The organism is Tabrizicola sp. (genome assembly GCF_041919135.1).
Lineage (GTDB): Bacteria > Pseudomonadota > Alphaproteobacteria > Rhodobacterales > Rhodobacteraceae > Tabrizicola.
Genome location: NZ_JAYRUJ010000006.1, coordinates 159,223 through 176,197, shown reverse-complemented (window position 1 = coordinate 176,197; position 16,975 = coordinate 159,223). Strand labels below are relative to the sequence as shown.

General features: G+C 66.5%; 14 protein-coding genes. 6 read left to right on the top strand and 8 right to left on the bottom strand.

The genetic code is table 11. From position 1 onward, the window contains the following. Positions 1 to 85: 85 nt before the first annotated feature. The 8 genes from ACE3UA_RS07010 to ACE3UA_RS06975 form a co-directional block, all read right to left on the bottom strand. Positions 86 to 442 (bottom strand): glycine betaine ABC transporter substrate-binding protein, encoded by a 357-nt coding sequence (locus ACE3UA_RS07010; RefSeq protein WP_374643710.1) that lies wholly within the window; start codon positions 440 to 442, stop codon positions 86 to 88. A 35-nt stretch (positions 443 to 477) separates the two neighbouring features. Then, positions 478 to 1,284 carry an SDR family NAD(P)-dependent oxidoreductase gene (locus ACE3UA_RS07005; RefSeq protein ID WP_374643709.1) on the bottom strand — a complete coding sequence of 269 codons (807 nt, stop codon included), beginning with the start codon at positions 1,282 to 1,284 and terminating at the stop codon, positions 478 to 480. Positions 1,285 to 1,371: 87 nt separating this feature from the next. After that, on the bottom strand, positions 1,372 to 2,076 hold the full coding sequence (locus tag ACE3UA_RS07000) for a FadR/GntR family transcriptional regulator (protein WP_374643708.1): 705 nt from the start codon (positions 2,074 to 2,076) through the stop codon (positions 1,372 to 1,374). Between the two features lie 2 nt (positions 2,077 to 2,078). After that, the gene (locus ACE3UA_RS06995) at positions 2,079 to 2,843 is read right to left on the bottom strand and encodes an SDR family NAD(P)-dependent oxidoreductase (protein ID WP_374643707.1); all 765 of its coding nucleotides are present in this window, start codon (positions 2,841 to 2,843) and stop codon (positions 2,079 to 2,081) included. A gap of 108 nt (positions 2,844 to 2,951) precedes the next feature. Then, positions 2,952 to 3,188 (bottom strand): hypothetical protein, encoded by a 237-nt coding sequence (locus tag ACE3UA_RS06990; RefSeq protein WP_374643706.1) that lies wholly within the window; start codon positions 3,186 to 3,188, stop codon positions 2,952 to 2,954. After that, positions 3,185 to 4,516 carry an aspartate aminotransferase family protein gene (locus tag ACE3UA_RS06985; protein ID WP_374643705.1) on the bottom strand — a complete coding sequence of 444 codons (1,332 nt, stop codon included), beginning with the start codon at positions 4,514 to 4,516 and terminating at the stop codon, positions 3,185 to 3,187. Before ACE3UA_RS06985 ends, ACE3UA_RS06990 begins: the two co-directional genes overlap by 4 nt. Then, complete coding sequence (locus ACE3UA_RS06980) at positions 4,513 to 6,033, bottom strand: trimethylamine methyltransferase family protein (RefSeq protein ID WP_374643704.1); 1,521 nt, start codon at positions 6,031 to 6,033, stop codon at positions 4,513 to 4,515. Before ACE3UA_RS06980 ends, ACE3UA_RS06985 begins: the two co-directional genes overlap by 4 nt. Positions 6,034 to 6,131: 98 nt before the next feature. Next, on the bottom strand, positions 6,132 to 7,130 hold the full coding sequence (locus ACE3UA_RS06975; protein ID WP_374643703.1) for a LysR family transcriptional regulator: 999 nt from the start codon (positions 7,128 to 7,130) through the stop codon (positions 6,132 to 6,134). A 151-nt stretch (positions 7,131 to 7,281) separates the two neighbouring features. Between ACE3UA_RS06975 and ACE3UA_RS06970 the strand changes: the two genes are divergently transcribed. Genes ACE3UA_RS06970 through ACE3UA_RS06945 form a run of 6 tightly spaced genes read left to right on the top strand, consistent with a single transcriptional unit; the run spans position 7,282 to position 16,959 of the window. Beyond that, positions 7,282 to 9,675, top strand: coding sequence for an FAD-dependent oxidoreductase (locus ACE3UA_RS06970; RefSeq protein ID WP_374643702.1), 2,394 nt, complete (start codon positions 7,282 to 7,284; stop codon positions 9,673 to 9,675). Beyond that, a complete protein-coding gene (locus tag ACE3UA_RS06965; protein ID WP_374643701.1) occupies positions 9,672 to 12,074 on the top strand; it encodes an FAD-dependent oxidoreductase in 2,403 nt (800 codons plus the stop codon). The genes ACE3UA_RS06970 and ACE3UA_RS06965 overlap by 4 nt, the downstream gene beginning before the upstream one ends. Next, positions 12,071 to 12,871: an SDR family NAD(P)-dependent oxidoreductase gene (locus ACE3UA_RS06960; protein ID WP_374643700.1), complete on the top strand. Its 801-nt coding sequence runs from the start codon at positions 12,071 to 12,073 to the stop codon at positions 12,869 to 12,871. Before ACE3UA_RS06965 ends, ACE3UA_RS06960 begins: the two co-directional genes overlap by 4 nt. A gap of 42 nt (positions 12,872 to 12,913) precedes the next feature. Next, on the top strand, positions 12,914 to 13,849 hold the full coding sequence (locus ACE3UA_RS06955) for an ABC transporter substrate-binding protein (protein WP_374643699.1): 936 nt from the start codon (positions 12,914 to 12,916) through the stop codon (positions 13,847 to 13,849). A gap of 33 nt (positions 13,850 to 13,882) precedes the next feature. Next, a complete protein-coding gene (locus ACE3UA_RS06950; protein WP_374643698.1) occupies positions 13,883 to 14,950 on the top strand; it encodes a glycine betaine/L-proline ABC transporter ATP-binding protein in 1,068 nt (355 codons plus the stop codon). Then, positions 14,947 to 16,959 (top strand): ABC transporter permease, encoded by a 2,013-nt coding sequence (locus ACE3UA_RS06945; protein WP_374643697.1) that lies wholly within the window; start codon positions 14,947 to 14,949, stop codon positions 16,957 to 16,959. Before ACE3UA_RS06950 ends, ACE3UA_RS06945 begins: the two co-directional genes overlap by 4 nt. Positions 16,960 to 16,975: the final 16 nt, after the last annotated feature.

Sequence of the window (16,975 nt, the reverse complement as noted above, 5' to 3'; positions counted from 1 at the left end):
GGAAAGAAGGGCTGCAGCCGTGCCATCTGCACGTCCGTCAGCCAAAAAAGGTTGGTCATAGGTCAGTCTCCTTGCGGAGCCTGAATCACGCCGAAAGTGGAAGATCAATGGGTCCTGACCCTAGTTCGCCCATGTCCAGCACCTTGCCGGTGCCGACTGAGGCGTTGAAGGCCTTGTCCTGCGTGGTCTGCCAGGTTTCCACCGCCATGGTCAGGTCGCCGCTCTCGAAGCCCGGGTAGCGGGCGCTGTCGTCGGCGATGACCTTTTCCACGTCATAGCCGTAGGTCGACAGGATGATGTTCAGGATCTCGGTGTTGATCAGCATCGAGGTCCAGTCGGCCTGCATCAGCTTGATGGTCTGGTCCGATTCCGGCTCGAAGGCGAAGGCCGGGGCGCCGAGCGCGATCCCGGCGGTCGCGACCGTGGCGAGAATGGTCTTCATGGTTCTTCCTCCCTCTTGTTCCTGGCGCCCGGGCCTCAGCCCTTGGCATACCAGCCGTTGTCGACGTAAAGCGCGGTACCGTTGACGAAGCTCGCCTCGTCCGAGGCCAGCCACAGCGCGGCGGCGGCCACCTCCTCCGGCTCGCAGAGCCGGCCCTGCACTGCGTGCAGGTCGGCTTCGTTCCAGTTCTGGCCCAGGCCGTCGAGTTCCTCGATCTCGCGCAGGCCATGGGCGGTCTTGACGAAGGCCGGGCAGACCGCATTGGCACGGATGCCCTGGTCGCGATATTCGATGGCGATGGAGCGGGCCAGTTGCAGCACCGCGCCCTTCGACATGCAGTAGATGCTTTCCAGCGCGAAGCCCTTCTCGCCGCCGATGGAGGAGGTGATGACGATGGAGCCGCCGCCGTTCCGCCGCATCTGCGCCACCACCTCGCGGCAGACGATGAAGGACGACCGCACGTTGATTGCCATCAACCGGTCGTAGTCCTCGTCGGTCGACTCGTGCAGCGGCTTCACGATGATGGTGCCGGCATGGCTGAAGAGCGTATCCACCGGCCCCCAGGCAGCGTTGACCTGCGCCAGCGCGGCGCGCACGGCGTCGGAGCGGGTCACGTCGGTCTCGATGAACATGACCTTGTGGCCATGGGCGGTCAGTTCGGCCTCGGCGGCCCGCCCTGCCCCGGCGGCGATATCCAGGATGGCGACCTTGGCCCCGGCCTCGGCGAACATCCGCACCGCCGCAAGGCCCATGCCATTCGCGCCCCCGGTGATGATCGCGGTGCGCCCGTCCAGCCGCCCCGCCAGCGGCGCCCGGGCCAGGGCTCTCGAATCGATGTTCATGCCGATCCTATTGGTTCAATGGTATGCCCTTCATACCAATAGCCTGGAGCCGAGTCTGTCAAGCCCTTCCTGACGGGTCCGGGCGATTCAGGCGGCGGTGCGGGTGATCCGGCGGATGGCGCCCCAGAAGCGGGCGTTCACCGTCTCCATCGCCCGGTCGGCCGAGTCAGGGCTTTCGGCCTCCAGCGCCTCCAGCAGGCCGCGATAGGCGGCCAGGGCGGCGGCGACCGATCCTTCTTCAGGCGCGGTCTCGAAGGGCAGGAACAGCTCGGCGAGGGCATCCTCGACCCCGCGCGACAGAAGCGGATTCTGCGCGCTGTCGGCTACCGACAGCAGGAACAGCGTCTCGGCTTGCTTGCGGCGCGGGGGATCGGGGGCGTCGCGCATCAGCGCCAGCGCCTCGCGCATCTTCTTCAGGTCGGCCGGCCCGCGGCGCAGCGCGGCAAAGCGGGCGGCGGCGGTCTGGTTCACCACCAGATATTCCACCACCCGCATCGAGGCCGCCGGCGCCCGCGCGATGCGCCGCCGCGCCATCTGGCCCAGCCGGTCGGCGTCCGAGACGAAGGCCCCGCCCTGCGCGCCGCGCCGCACACTGATATACTGGCTGGTCTCCAGCACCCGCAGCGCCTCGCGCAATGTGACACGGCTGATGCCGAACTGGTCGGACAACTGGCGTTCGGCGGGCAGGCGTTCCTCGGGCAAGAGCAGGCCGGAATGGATCTGGCGTTGCAGCAGATCCACGGCCAGCCCGTGCGCGGCCTTCGGCTCCAGCGGGCGCAGACCCCAGAGCACGGCTAGACCGCCGTAAAGGTGTTGTCGACGAAGACCTCGGCCCCGTTGACGAAGCTCGAGGCGTCGGAGGCGAGGAACAGCGCCACCTCGGCCACTTCCTCGGGTTCACAGATCCGACCCTGCATGGCGTTTACATCGCTTTCCGAGGCGAAGACGCCATAACTGCGCAGCTGCGCAATCTCGTGCTCGCCGTGGCGGGTGCGCACGAAGCTGGGGCAGATCAGGTTGCAGCGGATGCCCTGGTCACGATACTCGACCGCCAGCGCCCGCGCCAGCTGGTGCATCGCCGCCTTGGAAGCACAATACAGCGCCTCCAGATGCGTCGCCGCCCGCACGCCGGTGGTCGAGGTGAAGACCAGCGTGCCCTTGCCGCGTTCCAGCATCTGCGGCAGCACCAGCCGGGTCATCAGGAAGGCCGATTTGGCGTTGTTGTCCATCAGTTCATCCCATTCCTCGAGTGTGCAGTCGAGGAAGGGCTTCACCAGGATGATGCCGGCGTGGTTGAACAGCACGTCAATCCGGCCCAGGCTTTCGCTGGCGGCCTGAAACGCGGCGCGGGCGCCTTCGACCAGCGAGACATCGGCATGGACCCAGCCGACATCGTGGCCCGCATCGGTCAGTTCTTCGGCCAGTTCACGCGCCGCCTCGCCATCACGGTCGGCGATCATGATCCGCGCGCCTTCCCGGGCGAAAAGCCGCACGCTGGCCGCGCCCGCGCCGCCAGCCCCGCCGGTGATCAGGACATTCTTCCGTTCAAGACGCTTCATGGATCGGAAATTAGACCAAAGGCAGCAGCAAATCCAGTGCGTTGCAGGGGCTGCGAGGAGCACGCATCTATTCGCTGGCTTCAGGCCGCCCTGACGGATGCGCCGAAATCATGGAGCCGGGCGCGGCCTGTTCGGACCGCACGTCCCGGCGCCATGGCTAGGTGTTTGATCCCATGGTTTGATGGTGCGATCCTTTGCGGCTGCCGCGATGTTGAGGGCCTGAAGCGTCTCCAGCGCGGTGAACAGCGACAGCGCGGAAAACCCCGGCTCCAGGGCGAAGACGAAGAGGTCGCCCGCCGTTCCGGTCGCCCCCTGCAAGTCGCCCGGATGCCAGGGGAGGTTCATCCGCCGGTCCGTGCCGCTTGCGTGAACGCTTGGTCGAGCCCTTGCGCAACCTGCTCGACATCCGCAAGCGACAGGCACATCGGCGGCACCATTCGCAGGCAGGACTGGAAAGGTCCCGACTTCGACAGGATCAGCCCGGCATCGCGGCAGGCTTCGAAGACAGCCGCGGTCGTGGCCGCGTCGGGTTCCTTTGTCCGCTGGTCCTTCACCATCTCGATCGCAAGCATGAGGCCCCGGCCGCGCACGTCACCGATCGCCGCATGGCGCTCTTTGAGATCCCTGAGCCGTTTGAGCAATTCGGCCCCGACGACACGCGCGTTCTCCTGCACCCTGTCTTCGCGGATGACCTGAAGCACCGCACGTCCGGCGGCGCAGGAGGTCGGGTTTGCGCCATAGGTGTGGAACATGAACTTCGCGGCCATGGGTGCAGCGATTTCCTTGCGCGCGACGACTGCACCCAGCGGGAAACCGTTGCTGATCCCTTTGGCCATGACCACGATGTCGGGGATCACGCCATCAGCCTCGAACCCCCACATGTGGTCGCCGGTGCGACCGAAACCCGACTGCACTTCATCTGCGATATACAGTCCGCCGGCCGCACGGATACGCTCGGCCGCCCCCGACATGTAGCCGGGGGGCATCTCGATTATGCCGCCATAGCCCTGCACGCTCTCGACCAGAATCCCGGCCACCTTGCCGGTGGTCGCGGTCTGAATCACCCGCTCGATCTCGTCGAGATAGGGCGCGGCCCCGACATTCTGGCCGAAGATGCCGCGATACTGGTTCGGCTCGGCCACGAAGGCAACATTCCCCGGCATGCCCGGATGCCGCCAGCCCGCGATGCCGGTCACCGATTGCGCGGCCGATGTCGGGCCATGATAGGCGGTGCGCAGGGCCAGAAGGTCAAGATTGCCGGTATAGCCGCGCGCCATCGCCATTGCGAGGTCGATGGCCTCGGACCCCGAGTTGGTGAAGTGGACGACCCATTCGATGTCACCCTTCGGGCCCTTCGGCATCGTGGCCGCCAGTTCCTCGGCGAAATGAGCGGGGACCGGATGATAGAACATGGTCGTGCAATGGGTCAGTTCCTGCGCCTGTTCCATCGCGGCTTTCACCACTTCGGGGTGCGAATGGCCGACCGAGATGCAGACGTTCATCCCCAGCAGGTCGGTGTATTTCCGGCCCTTCTCGTCCCAGAGATACTGCATCTGCCCGCGCCGGAAGACCATCGGGTCGCGGAAGGGGATGAACTTCTTCTGGCTTGCGGAATAATAGCGGTCTCGCCGCGCGGCCGTCTTTTCCAGATTCCAGTCGGTCTGCAGGGTCATGCTTTCTCTCCGGTGATTTCAAAGGTGCGCCGGGCAACGAAGTCGTCCAGCGACTCGCGGATGGCGATATCCATTGGGGGGACTTCATAGTCGCGCAGGATCTGCTTTACGCGGGCCGAAGCGCGGTCGTGCTGCCACAGCCCGCCCTCGGCTGTCCACTGCTCGTAAGTGCCGTTGTCCGACATCTCCCCCAGCCAGAAAGCGGACTCGAAGTTTTCGCGCGTGTGGGTGGCGCCAAGGAAGTGGCCGCCGGGGCCGATCTCGGCAAAGGCGTCCATCGCCTGCGCGGCCTCGGAAAAGTCGATGCCTTGCACGAAGCGCGCGGCGGCGGCGCAGCGGTCGGCGTCCATGACGATCTTCTCGTACCCGGTGGTCAGAAGCCCCTCCAGGCAGCCGGTGGCGTGGATGATGAAGTTGACCCCCGCCATCACCGCGCCCATCAGCTGCGACTGGCTTTCATAACCGGCCTGCGCATCCGGCACCTTCGAGGCGGTCAGCGCGCCCACCGAATGGAACGGCAGGCCCAGACGGTCGGCCAGGGTCTTGGCGCACATCTGGAATTGCGTCCCCTCGGGGGTGCCGAAGGTCGGCGCGCCGGTGCGCAGGCTGAGCGGCGAGAAGAAGGTGCCGAAAGCCGCAGGCGCGCCGGGGCGGATCAACTGGATCAGCGCGACGCTGGCCATCACCTCGGCCAGAACCTGCGCCAGCGTCGCCGCCACGGTAACCGGAGACATCGCCCCGCCCAGCACGAAGGGCGAGACCACGGTGCATTGCCCGGCCCTGGCATATTCCTTCAGCGCCCAGAGCATGGTCTCGTCCATGACCAGGGGCGCGTTGGTGTTGACCACCGAGTAGAGCACGCAGTTCTGGTCGACGAACGCCTCGCCCATCGCCAACTTGGCCATCTCGATGGTGTCGCGGGCACGCTCCGGGGCGGTAACGGCCCCCATGAAGGGCTTGTCCGAGAGGGTCAGATGGGCATGGGCCATGTGCAGGTGGCGGACCGGGACGGCAAGGTCCACCGGCTCGACCACGACCCCGCCCGAGTGGTGTACGGCGTTCAGGCTGTAGTGCAGCTTCGTGATCTCGCGGAAGTCGTGGATCGTTGCGTAGCGGCGGCCCTTCTCCATGTCATGCACGAAGGGAGGGCCGAAGCTGGGGCAGAACAGTTGGGCATTGCCGCCAATCTGTACCGAGCGCGCCGGATTGCGGGCGTGCTGGGTAAAGACCTTCGGCGCGGTCCTGATCTTGTCGCGGCACCAGCCGGGATCAAAGCGGACGCGCTCTCCATCCACGCGGGCCCCTGCGGCGCGGAAGATTTCCAGCGTCTCGGGATCGCCGCGGAAATCCATGCCGATCTCGTCCAGGATCCGGTCGGCGTTGCGTTCGACGATCGCCACCGACTCGTCGTCGATCAGGCTGACGATGCCGATACGCCGCAGCACATAGGGGGACGAGACGCTGTTCTTCTCACGGCGCTCTTGCATCCGGGCGCTGCGGCCCCGTCGTTCCTGCATTGGTCTCTCCGTCTGCTTGCCGCGGATTGCCGGCCTGGAAGGGACGATAGAGGCCAGCCATGCGATCGAGACAGAGCAAAATGCTAGTATAGGTTATCCTAATGGGGTGGATTAGGGATCTCGTAGTAGATCACCTGCCCGGCAGTCTGCGGGAAGTGGCGGTCGAAGGCATTCTTCAGGACTTTCTGGCATTCGACGGCGATGCGCTGGGGAATGCTGCCCAGATCGTCACGGCGGTTGACAAGCTGGATGGTCCGCTTGAACGGGGCGAAGGGCAGGGGGCGGATCTTCAGCCGCATCCCCTCGGCGACACCGTCGATCAGCAGGGTCGGGGACAGGATGGCAAAGCATTCGCCGGTGATCACCCCGGCCATGACCATCGCGGTCCGGTCCGCCTCGATGGCGCGCGGCAGGTCCAGCCGGCAGCGCTGCAAATGCTGATCGGTGCGGCGCCCCACGGGGGTTGTGGTGCCGAACCGGGCCAGAGAAAGCCTGCGCGAGATTTCAGTGATGTCGTTGTCAGGGCCGGTGTAACTGTCTGGCAAAATAAGAAAAAACGGCTCGTCCAGAATCGGCGTGAACGAATAGCCGGGCGCCTCCAGCAGCCGTTCCGAGGTGATGGCAATGTCCAGCCGCCGGTCGTTCAGCCCCGCAAAATGATCGGTGGCGAGGCCCGCCGACAGGAACAACTCGGGCACGCCCATCTCCTTGCTGATCAGGTCGTACAACCCTGGCGTCAGCGTGGTCGCGATCGAGGCCAGAAGTCCCACCCGCAGCACAGGCAGGGACGAGGTTTCCAGATGGTGCATGTCGCGCTTGAGGTCGTCGATCTGGTTCAGAAGGCGATAGCCATGCCGCTTGACCATCTCGCCGGCGTAGGTCAGCGTGATCGGACGCACCGAGCGGTCGAACAATGCAAGTCCGAAGATCGTCTCGAGGTTCTTCAGATGCTGCGAGGCCGCCGATTGGGTCATCCGCAGCGCCGAGGCGGCAGCCGTCACCTGCTGCATCTCGGCGACCGCCATGAAGACCTCGATCGCGCGAAAGAGATTGATATCCGGCTCATCTTTGCCGTTCTGCCGTGCACGCGCCTTCATGGTGATCAGAACCCGCCGTTTGTGCCTGGGCCGGGCGCCAAAGGTCCGACGCCCTGCGAGAGATTAGTATCTCTAATGATAGCTGTCTATCCTTGCGCGACCTCCTCTCTCTCTGTCTGACTTGGCGCCTAGAAGGCCAGCGGTGGGGTAGATGCGGAAGATCGTGATCATTGGCGGCGGGGCTGTGGGGCTGGGTCTTGCCTATCACCTGACCCGGAATGAGACCGTCGCGGTGACGCTGCTCGAGCGCAACACCCTGACCTCGGGTACCAGCTGGCACGCGGCCGGAATCGTCGGGCCGCTGCGGGCGACGCCCAATGCGACGCGGCTGGCCATGTATGCCGGCGAGCTGTTTCCGCGGCTTGAGGCCGAAAGCGGATTGTCCACCGGCTATCGCCGCACCGGGGGCTTCTGGCTGGCGCGTGATCCCGCGCGGATGGACGAGTTGCACCGGATCGCGGCACTTGGCCGTCACTTCGGCCTGCATCCCGCGATCACGGGGCCCGAAGGTGTTGCGGTGCCGGGGCTGGACCTGACCGGCGTCGTGGGCGCGATGGCGGTCGAGGAAGACGCCAATGTCAACCCGGTGGACCTGTGCATGGCCTATGCCCGGCAGGCGAAAGCGCGGGGTGCGGTCATCCGTGAGAACGCCCGCGTCGCACGCCTGCTGACCGAAGGCAACCGGGTCTGCGGCGTGGAAATGGCGGATGGCGAGGTGATCCCTGCCGATCAGGTCGCGCTCTGCGCCGGGGCATGGTCGAAACGACTGGCCGATCAGGCCGGGGTGACGCTTCCCCTGCAGGCGGTCGAGCATATGTATGTCGTCACCGAACCCATGCCGGGGCTGCCGCATCCATTTCCGGTCCTGCGGGATCTGGACCGCGGCATCTATGTCAAAGGCGATGCGGGCAAGTTGGTGATCGGTGGGTTCGAGCCGCGCGCCAAGTGCTGGGATGCCTGGGGGCCGGAGGGCGACCGGCCGTTCCTTGCAATGCCCGAGGACTGGGAGCAGTTCACCCCCTTCATGGAGGCCGCGCTGGAACTGGTTCCGGGGCTGGCGCAGGTCGGCATCCAGCATTTCATGAACGGGCCGGAAAGCTTCACCACCGATTCCAGGATGCTGCTGGGCGAAACGCCCGAGCTGGACGGGCTGTTCGTTGCGGCCGGGATGAACTCGGTCGGGGTGATGTCCTCGGCCGGGGTCGGGCGGGTGCTGGCCGACTGGATGATCGACGGTCATCCGCCGATCGACCTTTGGGAGGTCGACATCGCCCGCGCCGATCCGCTGGCGGCGGCGGCGGCGCATGTAGAGGCCCGGATGGAGGAGGCGGTCGCGGATGTCTTCGCGCTGCATTGGCCGTTCAAGCAGCCGAAAGCCGGGCGCGGGCTGCGGAAATCGGTCCTGCATGAGGAATGGGCAAAGGCGGGCGCAGTCTTTGGCCTGACCGCCGGATGGGAACGCGGGCTTTGGTACGCGCAGGATGCGGCAGAGCGCGATCTGCCCTGGTCGGTCGGGGATCAGCCCTGGTATCCGATCGCGGTGCGCGAAGCTTCCGTCATGCAGAGCGGGACGGTGCTGCTGGACCTGTCGCCGTTCGGGAAGTTCGATATCTCCGGGCCGGACGCCCTGGCCTTCCTGCAGCATGTCGCCACCGCGAACCTTGATGTGCCGCTGGGGCAGGCGGTCTATACGGTCCTCCTGAATGCGCGGGGCGGGATCGAGGCCGATGTGACGATCCGGCGCGATGGCAGGGACTGCTTCCGCCTTGTTTCCGGCGCGGCGACACGCTGGCGCGACGGGGCGTGGCTGCGCCGCCGCGCGGCCGGCTTCGACGTGAAGATCGTGGATGCGACCGAGGCCGAGGCCGTGGTCGGTGTGATGGGGGCCGGGTCGCGCGACCTTCTGGCGCGGCTGTCCTTCGACGACTGGCAGGCTTTCCCGTTCTCGACCGCGCGGCAAGTGACGCTGGCAGGCCGGGCCTGCTTGGCGCAGCGGGTCAGCTTTGTCGGCGAACTCGGCTGGGAGCTTTACATCCCGGTCGCCGGTGCCGCCGAGGTGTTCCGGGCGCTTGTGGCGGCGGGGGCAAGGCCGATGGGCCATTACGCCCTGGACGCCTGCCGGATCGAGAAGGGCTTTCGCCACATGGGCCACGATCTGGGGCAGGACATCTCGCCTTTGGAGGCGGGGCTGGGCTTCACTATCGACTGGTCCAAGGATTTTCTGGGCAAGTCCGCGCTCTTGGCGCAGCGGGCAGCGGGAGTGCGCCGCCGGCTAGTCCTGTTCGACCTGCCGGATCACCCGCTGGTCCTGCATGACGAGCCGATCCGCGAGGGCGGCCGGGTGGTCGGTCTGACCACATCCGGGGCACGCGGGGCCCGGACCGGAAAGACCTTGGCGTTGGGTCTTGTCGAGATCGCCCCCGGAGAGGACGCGATGGCAACCGCGGCGCGCAACTTCTCGATTGAAATCGCTGGCAAGCATTACGCGGCAACGGCGCTGGTCCGTCCGCCCTTCGATCCTGCCGGCAAGAGGATGAAGGCATGACCACCGAGGCACAGGTTCTGATCATCGGCGGCGGGGCGATGGGTGTCTCGCTGATGTACCATCTGGTCAAGGCGGGCTGGAAGGACATCGTCCTGACCGAAAAGAACGACCTGACCCACGGCTCGACCTGGCATGCGGCGGGGCTTTGCACCCATTTCGCCCACAACCCGACCATTCAGGAGTTGCGTGCCACCTCGGTTCGGCTTTACCGCGACATCCTGCCCGCCGAGACCGGCGAAAGCTGCGGCTTCCATCGCAGCGGTGCCATGCGGATCACCTCGAACCCGGACCGCATGGACGAGTTTGCCCATGTCGCGGGGCTGTCGAAGTTCACCGGATACGAGCTGCGCCTTCTGAAATCCCCCGAGGAGGTCGCCGCGCTGCATCCGCTGGCGCGCACCGAGGGCATCCTTGGCGGCATCTACGAGCCGGACGACGGCCATGTCGACCCGACGCTTGCGACCAATGCGATGGCGAAAGTGGCCCGCGCCGGGGGGGCCACGATCCTGCGCTGGAACCCGGTCCATGCGATCCGGCGCGAGAACGGGCACTGGCTGGTCGAGACCAGGCAGGGGCCGATCCGCGCCCGGCACATCGTCAATGCCGCCGGGACATGGGGCTGGGAGATCGGGGCGATGATGGGGGCGAATGTCCCCTCGGTCCCGGTGCTGCACCAATATCTGGTGACCGATACCGTTCCTGCTGTGGCCGAACGCATTGCCGCCGGCCTGCCCGAGCTGCCGATGATCCGCGATCCCGAGGAAAGCTGGTATGTCCGGCAGGAACGGGATGCGCTGATCCTTGGCCCCTATGAGAAGGATGCGCAGGTCTGGTCGGTCGACGGCGTGCCGCCCGAATTCGGCGCCGAGCTGATGGCGCCCGATCTCGACCGGGTGGAGCATATCCTTCTGGCCGCCATGGCGCGGATTCCGGCGCTGGAGACCGGGGGGGTGAAATCGGTGGTCAATGGCCCGATCACCTTCACGCCCGACGCCAACCCCCTGATCGGCCCGGCCTGGGGGCTGCCGAACGCCTGGCTGCTGACCGGCTCGTCGATGGGGGTAATGGAGGGCGGCGGTTCGGGCTGGTTCCTGGCGCACTGGATGACCCGAGGCGCGCCGCCGATGGATGCGCTGGCGGTGGACAGCCGGCGCTTCGGTCCCTGGGCCGACCGCGACTATCGCGTCCAGAAGGCCATCGAGTGCTTCGGCCTGCAGTTCGGCGTCCACTATCCGCATGAAGAGCGCCCCGCCGCGCGCGGCAAGCGCCTGACGCCGCTGTACGATCTGATGCAGGAACGCGGCGCGCAGATGGGCGCGGCCTATGGCTGGGAGCGGCCGAACTGGTTCGGCGGACCCGCCGCCCCGACCTTCCGCCGCCCCGACTGGTTCGAGTCCGTGGCGCGGGAATGCCGGATGGTAACCACCTCGGCCGGTCTGGCCGACATGTCGGTCTTCTCGAAATTCGAGGTGACGGGAAGAGATGCGCGCGCCTTTGTCGACCGGCTTGGCTGCAACCTCGCGCCGCAGCCGGGCCGGGTGGGGCTGACCTATGCGCTGTCGCCGGCCGGCGGCACGGAATCCGAGTTCACCGTCGCCTGCCTGGCCGAGGATCATTTCTACCTGACCTCGGCCGCCGCCGCCGAGATGCGCGACGACGATCTTCTGCGGGCGCGGGCCGCAGGCCTTGACGTGACCATCTCGCGCGTGACCGATGCCTTCGCGGTGATCGGGCTGATGGGTCCCAGGTCGCAGGCGATCCTGGAACGGCTGACCGCGGATAAGGTCGGCCCGTGGATGTCGGTGCGGCAAATGATCATTGCGGGCATCCCCGTGCGGGCGATGCGGCTCTCTTATGTCGGCGAGCTGGGCTGGGAGTTGCACGTCGCCGCCGACCGCGCGGCAGAGTTGTTCCTGGCACTGGAACGGTCGGGTGCACCCGAGGAGATCGGCTGCTTCGGCGCCTATGCGATGAACGCGATGCGGCTGGAAAAGTGCTATGCCGCCTGGGGATCGGACTTCACGACCGAGCGCACCCCGGCCGAGACCGGCATGGGCTTCCTTGTGAAACCCGACCACGAGTTCATTGGCCGCGACGCGCTTGTGCGGCGCATGGCCGAGGAAAACCGCTGGGACATGGTGCTGCTGGAACTCGATCCGGGCGAGGCGGATCCGTACTACTCGCATGGTGTCTGGCAGCGTGACCGCTGCGTCGGCGTGGTGACTTCGGCCGCCTATGGCCACCGCACCGGCAAGGTTCTGGCGCTGGCCTATCTGCGCGACCGCCATGCGCGCGACGGGCTGGAGGTGGAGGTTCTGGGCAAGCGTCGCGGGGCGCGGATTCTCTCCGAGGCGCCGTTCGATCCGGGGAACCTGCGGATGCGGGGGGCGCAGCAATGACCGTTCCGGCCGGTCGTCGGGTGATCGTCACCGGCGGGCTTTCCGGGATCGGCAATGCCATTGCGCTGGACCTCTTGCAGAAGGGACATCGCGTCGTTGTTGGTGCGCGCGACCTGACCAGTCCGGCCCGGCGCACGGCGCTTGCGGCGATGGAGGCCGCCGCAGAGGCGGGGGGCGGGGCGATCCGCGGGGACGTGCTGGACCTGACCGACCCGCAGTCGGTCGATGCCTTTTGCGCCCGCGCGGCCGACTGGTTCGGGGCGGCCGATGTGCTGGTCAACGCCGCCGGAGTGACCGCCGAACAGCCGGTGCAGGGCCATTCGGACGAGCTGTGGCAGCGGATCATCGAGACCAACCTGACCGGCGCCTTCCGCATGATCCGCGCCTGCCTTCCGGCCATGCTGGCGCAGGGCTGGGGGCGGGTGGTCAACATCGGTTCTACCGCCGCCTCGGTGGGGTGGAAGGACAATCCCGCCTATTGCGCCTCGAAGGCCGGGCTTCTGGGTCTCACCCGCTGCGTTGCGCTGGAGGGCGCGGCGCATGGGGTGACCTGCGTCATGGTCAGCCCGACCTGGGTCGAGACGCCGATGATGCAGGCGGATCTTGCCGAGGTTGTCGCCCGCGAGGGCCGGGGCCGCAGCGTGGCCGAGGCCCGCGCCGAGATTGCCGCAGAGAACCCGCAGGGCCGGATCATCCAGCCCGAGGAAATTGCCGCCGTGATCGCCTTCCTGATCGGCGATGCGGCCAGGGGCATCACGATGGAGGAGATCAAGGTTACCGGGGGCGCGCTCTGGTAGGCGCGAAAGACCAAACAAGAATGACTGACAGGGAGAGATGTAATGCTGAAGAAATGCATCAATGCTGGAATATCCGCCTTCGCACTGGCTGCCCTGACTTCCGAGCCGATCATGGCCGCGGACATCGGGGCGGTGGGCGATCCGATCAAACTTGCCATGCTGGAATGGACCGGGGCGCAAATCTCGGCGCAGATCGCGGGAAAGATCCTTGAAAAGGCCGGATACAAGGCCGAATACGTCACCGCCGGAAACTATCCCCATTTCCAGGGGCTTGCGGACGGTGAGATAAGTGCCTCGGTCGAGATCTGGCTGAACAACGTCGGCGAGGTCTACCCCAAGGTTCTTGAGGCTGAAAAGGTCGAGGATCTGGGCACGCTGGGTCTGACGACCAACGAAGGCTGGATCTATCCGAAGTTCATGGAAGAGATCTGCCCGGCCCTGCCCTCGTGGGAGGCGCTGAAGGATCCCGCCTGCGTGGGGCTTCTGGCCACGCCGGACACGCTGCCGAACGGGCGCTTCCTTGATTATCCGGCTGACTGGGGCTCGCGTGCGGCGACGATCATCGCCGACAACAACCTGCCGCTGACGGCGGTTCCGTCCGGCTCGGAAGGGGCGATGCTGGCCGAATTGCGCGCGGCCGAAGCCGCCCGGACGCCGCTGGTGATGATGTTCTGGGCGCCGCATTTCATCCTTGCCGAGGTGGAGGTAGGCTGGATCGACATGCCGCCCTGCGTCGATCAGTCGAACGAGCACTGCATCATGCCGCCGGACGTCAACAAGGTGGTCTGGTCGGGCTTTGCCGGGAAATGGCCGGCCGCCTACGAAATCCTGAAATCCTTCCGGCTCTCGACCGAGGACCAGCAGAAGATGATGCTCGCCATCGACGAGAAGGGCCAGTCGCTGGATGCGGTGACCACGGCCTGGGTCGAGGAGAACGAGGCCCTCTGGCGTCCGTGGCTGGATGCGGCGCTGAACTGATCGTCCTACGCCGGTCCGACAGGAGGTCGCCCGATGGCGCAAGACTCGCCTCACATCATGTTGAGCTGCCGGAACCTCTGGAAGGTCTTCGGGGCCAGGCCTGCCTATTATTTCGACACCGCCGGCTACCGGATCGACCCGGATGCCCTTGCCGCGCGCCTGCGCGGCGAGGGACACATTCCTGCGGTCGTCGATGCCAGCTTCGATGTGAAGAAAGGCGAGATCTTCGTCATCATGGGTCTGTCCGGTTCGGGCAAATCAACACTGGTCCGCTGCCTGTCGCGGCTTCTGGACGTCGAATACGGCACGATGGAGTTCGACGGCCAGGATCTGGCAAAGATCAGCGGCCACGAACTGACCGAGATCCGGCGCCGGAAGATGGGCATGGTGTTTCAGAGCTTCGGCCTGATGCCACATCTGACCGCACTGGAAAACGTGGCCTTTCCGCTGAAGCTCCAGGGCGTTGCGCGCCACATCCGCGAGGCGCGCGCCCGTGAGATGCTGGAGCTGGTCGAACTTGGCGGCCGGGCCGATGCGCTTCCCTCCGAGCTTTCGGGGGGCCAGCAACAGCGCGTCGGCATTGCCCGGTCGCTTGCTCCCGACCCCGACCTCTGGTTCCTTGACGAACCCTTCTCGGCGCTTGATCCGCTGATCCGCCGCCAGATGCAGGACGAATTCCTGCGCCTGCAGGGCCAGCTGAAAAAGACCATCGTCTTCATCACCCATGACATCATGGAAGCCTGCCGTCTTGCCGACCGGATCGCTCTGATGCGCGGCGGCAAGATCATCCAGCTTGGCACCCCGGCCGAGATCCTGCTGTCGCCCGCCGATGAGTATGTGGCGGATTTCACCGCCGAAGTGGCGTTGAGCCGCGCCATTCGCGTGCGCGATCTGGCCCGACCGGGGCGGGGCGAAGAGGTCGATGGCGCGCCGGTCCCCGCCGCCGCACCGATCGAGGTGGTCCTGCCGGCGCTGGCCGCCGGGCAGGGCCGCTTCCGTGTCGCAGGAGAGGCCGGGCTGGTGCTCGAGGCCAGCGCCGTGCTGGATGTCCTGCAACGCGACGCGCGTCACGGCGCCAAGGCGAAAGGGCCACGGACATGACGGCCCCGGCCGCAGTGAAGCGGCAGCGGCTCTGGGCCGGGCTGCTGGCGCTGGCCATCGTCCTGGTGGTGCTCGCCCGGTTGATCCCGGTCCTTGGCACCTTTCCGGCGGGGCTGGCGCTGGACCTGTCCAGCTGGCTGAACGCGGCCGTCACTCCGATATTCGAAGCGGTGCGCCCCCTCGGCATGGTGCTTTCCGCCGTGACCGAGACACCTTTGGCCGCGATCCGCAGCGGGCTGGCCTGGACACCCTGGCCCGCGACGGTCCTCGCCGTCACCGTGATCGCGCTTCATGCCGGAGGCGCGCGGCTTGCGCTTTTCACCGCGGCCGCGCTGGGCGTGGTCGTCGCGATGGGTTACTGGCCCAAGGCGATGAACACGCTGGCGCTGGTGATGATCTCGGTGCCGGCGGCGGTCGGGATCGGCTTTGCGCTGGGGGCGCTGGCGCATCGCCTGCCAAGGGCGCAGCCCGCCTTGATCGCCCTTCTGGATGTGATGCAGACCTGGCCGGCCTTCGGCTACCTGATTCCGCTGTTGATCCTGTTCGGCTTCGGCCCGATGGCGGGCCTGACTGCCAGCGTGATCTTCTCGGTGCCGCCGATGGTCCGCAACACGCTGGTCGGCCTGCGCGAGGTGCCGCCGGCGATCGTCGAAAGCGCGTTGATGGCCGGCGCGCGGCCGGGGCAGTTGTTCTGGCAGGCCAAGGTCCCCTCGGCGCTGCCGCAGCTGCTGGTGGGGGTGAACCAGACCACCATGGCCTCGCTGTCGATGGTGATTATCGTCGCTATCATCGGCGGCTTCAACGACATTGGATGGGAGGTGCTGTCGGCGATGCGGGCGGCCGAGCTTGGCCGCTCGTTGGGGGCCGGACTGGTGATCGTGCTGATCGCCGTGCTGCTGGACCGGATCACCAGGGGATTTGCCCGCCGCCGGGCGCACGCGATCCGGGCGCGCTGGTTGCTGGCCGGGATCGTCCTTGTGCTGCTGGCCGCCCTTGCGCTGGCGGGTCGGGACCTGTTGCCGGGCGAGCAGGGGCAGCGCTGGCTGCGGCAACTGGATGGCTGGCTGCTGGATTTCGTCGGCTGGAGCGCCCCCTTCTTCGCGGTGCTGCGCAATGCGATCAACTATGGCGTGATGCTGCCGATGCGGATCGGCTTCTCCGGCTCTGCCAGCCCCATGGTTTGGGGGTTTGCGCTCACGCCCGCGATCACCGCCGCCTATGTCGTGGTCGCCGCCGGGATCGTGCTGGCGCTGGGCTGGCAGAGCCCGATGCGCGGGATCGTCGCCGGTTTCGTCGCGCTGCTGTTCTGGACCGGGCTGCCGGGCTTTCCCTGGCCGGGGGTTTTTCTCGTGGTCGGGGTCGCCACCTGGCAGAAGAGCGGGCCGGGCCTGTTCTCGCTGGCAATGGCCGGTCTGGTTCTGGCGGGGATTTCGGGCCTCTGGGTGCCGATGATGCAATCTGTCTATCTCTGCGCCGTGGCAGTCATCATCAGCTTTGCCATCGGCGGCGCGCTGGGCGTCCTTGCGGCCGAGAGCGCCCGGTTCTCGGCCATCCTGCGGCCGGTCAGCGACACGCTTCAGACCATGCCGCAATTCGTCTTTCTCATCCCGGCCCTGATGCTGTTCAAGGTCGGAGAGTTCACGGCGCTGATCGCCATCGTACTTTATGCCGTGGTGCCGCCGATCCGCTATGTGGAGCACGGCCTGCGCAATGTCCGCGCCGATCTGGCCGAGGCGGGCGTCCAAATGGGCGCGACGCGCTGGCAGATGCTGTGGCAGGTGAAACTGCCCCTCGCGCGGTCCTCGGTGCTGCTGGGATTGAACCAGACCATCATGGCGGCCCTGTCGATGCTGGTAATCGCCGCGCTGGTCGGCACGCGCGAGCTTGGTCAGCAGGTCTATGTCGCACTTTCGAAAGCCGATGCCGGGGCCGGTCTGATTTCCGGCGGCATCATCACTTGCGTTGCCCTCGTTTCCGACCGGCTGTTGCGCAGCCGGTCCCCAGTCTGAAGAAAGGTTATCCCCA

Bases quoted from the DNA above. Each gene is read 5' to 3' on its own strand.
- ACE3UA_RS07010 (WP_374643710.1), bottom strand. From the start codon at position 442: ATGAAGACCATTCTCGCCACGGTCGCGACCGCCGGGATCGCGCTCGGC.
- ACE3UA_RS07005 (WP_374643709.1), bottom strand. From the start codon at position 1,284: ATGAACATCGATTCGAGAGCCCTGGCCCGGGCGCCGCTGGCGGGGCGG.
- ACE3UA_RS06995 (WP_374643707.1), bottom strand. From the start codon at position 2,843: ATGAAGCGTCTTGAACGGAAGAATGTCCTGATCACCGGCGGGGCTGGC.
- ACE3UA_RS06990 (WP_374643706.1), bottom strand. From the start codon at position 3,188: ATGAACCTCCCCTGGCATCCGGGCGACTTGCAGGGGGCGACCGGAACG.
- ACE3UA_RS06985 (WP_374643705.1), bottom strand. From the start codon at position 4,516: ATGACCCTGCAGACCGACTGGAATCTGGAAAAGACGGCCGCGCGGCGA.
- ACE3UA_RS06980 (WP_374643704.1), bottom strand. From the start codon at position 6,033: ATGCAGGAACGACGGGGCCGCAGCGCCCGGATGCAAGAGCGCCGTGAG.
- ACE3UA_RS06975 (WP_374643703.1), bottom strand. From the start codon at position 7,130: ATGAAGGCGCGTGCACGGCAGAACGGCAAAGATGAGCCGGATATCAAT.
- ACE3UA_RS06970 (WP_374643702.1), top strand. From the start codon at position 7,282: ATGCGGAAGATCGTGATCATTGGCGGCGGGGCTGTGGGGCTGGGTCTT.
- ACE3UA_RS06965 (WP_374643701.1), top strand. From the start codon at position 9,672: ATGACCACCGAGGCACAGGTTCTGATCATCGGCGGCGGGGCGATGGGT.
- ACE3UA_RS06960 (WP_374643700.1), top strand. From the start codon at position 12,071: ATGACCGTTCCGGCCGGTCGTCGGGTGATCGTCACCGGCGGGCTTTCC.
- ACE3UA_RS06955 (WP_374643699.1), top strand. From the start codon at position 12,914: ATGCTGAAGAAATGCATCAATGCTGGAATATCCGCCTTCGCACTGGCT.
- ACE3UA_RS06950 (WP_374643698.1), top strand. From the start codon at position 13,883: ATGGCGCAAGACTCGCCTCACATCATGTTGAGCTGCCGGAACCTCTGG.
- ACE3UA_RS06945 (WP_374643697.1), top strand. From the start codon at position 14,947: ATGACGGCCCCGGCCGCAGTGAAGCGGCAGCGGCTCTGGGCCGGGCTG.